The organism is Gluconobacter sp., from assembly GCF_047723935.1.
Lineage (GTDB): Bacteria > Pseudomonadota > Alphaproteobacteria > Acetobacterales > Acetobacteraceae > Gluconobacter.
The window spans coordinates 1-3,796 of record NZ_JBDOBO010000128.1 but is presented as its reverse complement, the minus strand read 5'-3'; the positions used below and the strand labels follow the sequence as shown (position 1 = coordinate 3,796).

At 54.3% G+C, this 3,796-nt stretch carries 1 protein-coding gene and 2 pseudogenes; 1 reads left to right on the top strand and 2 read right to left on the bottom strand.

All coding sequences use genetic code 11. The features are described from left to right. Positions 1-55: 55 nt before the first annotated feature. A pseudogene (locus ABF979_RS16550) lies at positions 56-841 on the bottom strand (transposase); the annotation flags it as partial. A 571-nt stretch (positions 842-1,412) separates the two neighbouring features. Here ABF979_RS16550 and ABF979_RS16545 point away from each other — a divergent pair. Continuing rightward, positions 1,413-1,933 (top strand): annotated as a pseudogene (locus ABF979_RS16545) (IS481 family transposase); the annotation flags it as partial. A gap of 79 nt (positions 1,934-2,012) precedes the next feature. Here ABF979_RS16545 and ABF979_RS16540 read toward each other — a convergent pair. Further along, on the bottom strand, positions 2,013-3,796 hold a 1,784-nt coding region (locus ABF979_RS16540), incomplete at its 5' end, for an AAA domain-containing protein (protein WP_415560770.1).

Sequence of the window (3,796 nt, the reverse complement as noted above, 5' to 3'; positions counted from 1 at the left end):
ACCGGGTATAGCTTATCAAGCCCGCAAAACTGTCCGAACGGACAGGACCACCTCAATCCGCCCAGACGGTTGTGGCGGTAATGGTTTTATCCAGCAGGCCCTCTCTCAATCGCGCACCATCACTGGCTGCGGTGTCTGTCGTCTTCCATTTGCGGATCAGCCGAAACTTCCGGTCGATGGAAATATGGGATTTGTAGCCGAAGAACGGGATGGCGAGATCCGTGGACGGGAGCGTTCCGTCATCCTGCCGTCTGGCCTTCGTGAACTTCAGTGTTCATCGCGCATGGCGGTCCTTGTGGGACAGTTTTGCTGGCTTGTCCTGCCAGCCTTCAGGAATTCGTCCTGCAAGGAGATCAGTCTTCTCCCCGTTGGTATTGCGCTGTTTGGGAGCCGCCGCGAGTGTGGCATCCAGTATCTGGCCGGACATCGGCAGATAGCCAGCGTTCCGCAGTGCCGCGTCAAACCGGTCAAACAGTCTTTCAATCGCACCAGCCTGGGTCAGACTCTCGCGAAACAGCCAGACCGTTCTGGCGTCGGGCACTCGGTCCGATAACGGTAGGCCAAGGAAGCGCATGAAGGACAGCCGGTCGTTGATCAGGTATTCCGTCCGCTCATCAGAGAGATTGTTCAGCGTCTGGATCACCAGGATCTTGAACATCAGCACCGGATCAAACGGGGGACGGCCACCTTTGCTCCCATCTGAATAAGCCAGAGCCTTCTCTAGATCAGGGCGGAACGCCTCAAAATCCACGGCCCGAGAAAACGCTTCGAGCTGATCACCAAGCCCGCTCAGTCGAGTAAGACGTTCCTCAACATCAAAGAAACCGGACTGCTTCATCAGCCATTCCCCCCAATCACCACAGAAGGAATGGAATCACAGCCAGGGGTTCTTCGAACCCTCCAGCTTCATTGGTCCAGGATTGGTCCAAAATCCCTACTTAATTTTTATGATGGAGGATTTACCTTGGTGGTAAGTGCTTGATAGCACTGCGAAATAAATTTGGCGTCCCATAGGGGATTCGAACCCATGTTGCCGCCTTGAGAGGGCGAATTAAACTCTTTTATATCAATGGCATTTTTAAATAAATGACATGTTATCAGTTCTTTATGGTGTCTCGCGGTGTCGCGTTGTGTCGTCAGGTGAAATGCTGATTGGTCCAAAATTGGTCCAGACAGTCAGCCATCGACGACTACGGAACCGTCCATTGCATCAACCCACATGTCGTCAATAACGGATACGCCGCAATCTCATCAGGCGGGCTCATGATGCCAGTGTGGTAACACCACAGTACCCTCTCTCCTCTCCCTTATCATTCTCAGAAAAATCCCGACGCCACCAAGCAACGGGATTTTTTGTGTTTAGTGCCGGGGTTTGATGGTGTGGTATTTTCACGTGAGTGTGAGGAAGCCTTATGAGACAGATACGTCATGCCAGCACCACGACCACGCAAGCCATGCGAGCAGCAATACAGCGATCGCAGGCTTCGCTCGCGGGACTGAGCGAGGAGTTCGGGATCAACCCGAAAACAGTTGCAAAATGGCGAAAGCGTCAGACTGCCTAAGATTAGAAGACAGATCCTAAAGATCCGCGCTCAACTATTTTTTCCGAAACGGACGAAGCGATGATCGTAGCGTTTCGGCGCCATACATTGTTTCTGCTGGATGACAGCCTTTACCGCTCTGCAGGCCAGCATTCCCCATCTGACACGCCCGGCTCTGTGTCGCTGCTTTTAGCGTCACCGGATTTCACGTCTGCCGGACATTCAGAGAGACAAGCTCAAACTGCAGCGCTTCAAACGTTATCCAATCGGCTTTTTTTTACATCGATATTGCCGAGGCCCAGACAGCCGAAGGCAACCTGTATCTCTTTGTGGCCATTGATCGGACGAGCAAGTTTGCCGTCACACCACGGGTTGAGAAAGCTGATCGGAAGACGGTCTAGGAAACGGGTGTTACGGCTTTCAACCTTTTGAGAGCCTTCCAAGTCAAGAAGGTTAGCAAGCAGTGCTTTTCTATAGATGGGGCGTGTCGTGTGCATCTTTCATACGGCGCGCTTCATTTAGAGCCGTGGCGAAGCGAGCGCGCGTTGCCTGTCCCATACGGCTCATGCCGCAGGCATCGCGCATTCTTGCAATGGCATCCTCGTCCGGGCAGTCGATGGCGATAGCGCGGCAGGCGAGGTCTACGAGGGCCGGAAGAGGGACCAGCGCCGGGTCCAAGGATTTCTCAGCCGTTAATGATGTCAGGGGCAGTCGTGGAACGACAGGCTGTCGATCCGACCACAGAAAAGTGCCAACATCTTCTTCGGTGCGCGCCATTGATGAGGGAATAGCGCGTTGGACGCGTTCACGAATCTCACGCCCGACGCGACTAAAACCGTGTGCCCGTGACATGGTTTGAATAAGAATATCTTCCCGAATGACCTTTGCCTGATCGATTGTGCGAACGACAAGGCGCGCCAATGTCGGCAAATAATCGTCCTGAGACAATCTGGATGGATCGGCCTCGACATCCGAACTGGTGGTGTCATCTGACGGAATATGTTCGGGTGCTTTTGCATAAAGGGGCTCTAAATGCCTGATCTCTTCAGGTGAAGGCTCTGAGACGGGCTCCTCAGCGACAGATTCAACCTTCGGGGTTTCGGTCGAAACAACAGGTTCCTCTTCGTGCTCATTCACAGCCGCGTTCAGCAGTGCTTCAGCTTTTGCAGCATCCCGCTCTGCCTGATCAATGCGCTTCTGACGGGCAATCTCCAGAAAGCTCTGTAGAGCAGCATCAATCCGTTCAACCTCGCGAGGGGCATTCGTCCACCAGTCCGTGGACCAGATGCGCAGAATATTCCAGCCGAGATTTTCAAGAACAGCCTGTCTCAGGCGATCTCGGTCGCGCGCCGTTGCGCTCCGGTGATATGTGGCGCCATCGCATTCGACGCCTGCAAGGAACGTGCTGGGTAAATCGGGATCAATGACGCCAAGATCCACGCGGAATCCGGAAACACCGACCTGTGTCGTGACCTCCCATCCTTTTGTCTGAAGCATCGTCGCAACTTCGACTTCGAAGAGGCTGTCATACCCTCCGACAGATCCTTCATGCGCGCCGGCCAGAGCCATTGGGCCTCGTTCAGCGAACAACAGGAAGCGGCGCAAATCCCTAACACCGGCGGCGCGTGTTCGTTCTATCGCAATCTGATCCCCCCGCAGCGAACCAAACACGATTAACTGTTCACGAGCACGGGTGATCGCCACATTGAGACGACGTTCCCCGCCGTCACGGTTCAGGGGGCCAAAATTCATGGAGATTTTGCCTGCGATGTCAGGCCCGTAAGTGAGCGAGAACAGCATGACATCGCGCTCTTCCCCCTGCACGTTTTCCAGATTTTTTACAAGCACCGCTTCATGAGCCTGCTCGCCCGTGAATCTTTCAAGCGCAGGGTCTTTGCGGACCTCAGCATCCAGAAGATCGACAATCAGTTTCTGCTGCTCTCCGTTGAACGTGACGATACCAACCGAGCGGTCGGTACCATCGCGCATGATCCGGACAGCCTCGGCGATCACCATCCGCGCCTCCGCAGGATTGGTGTGCGATCCATTTTTGCCGGGTTCGTAAATCCCTTTCGGGACAAAGCGGAACGAGACGGCCTGATCCGCAGTGACCGGTGACGGAAAGGTGACCAGATCGCCTCCGTAATAAGCCTGATTTGAAAAAGCGATCAGGCTTTCGTGACGACTGCGATAATGCCATTCCAGACTGATGGCTGGGACACCTGCTCCGAGGCATTCGTCAAGGATCGAGTCAA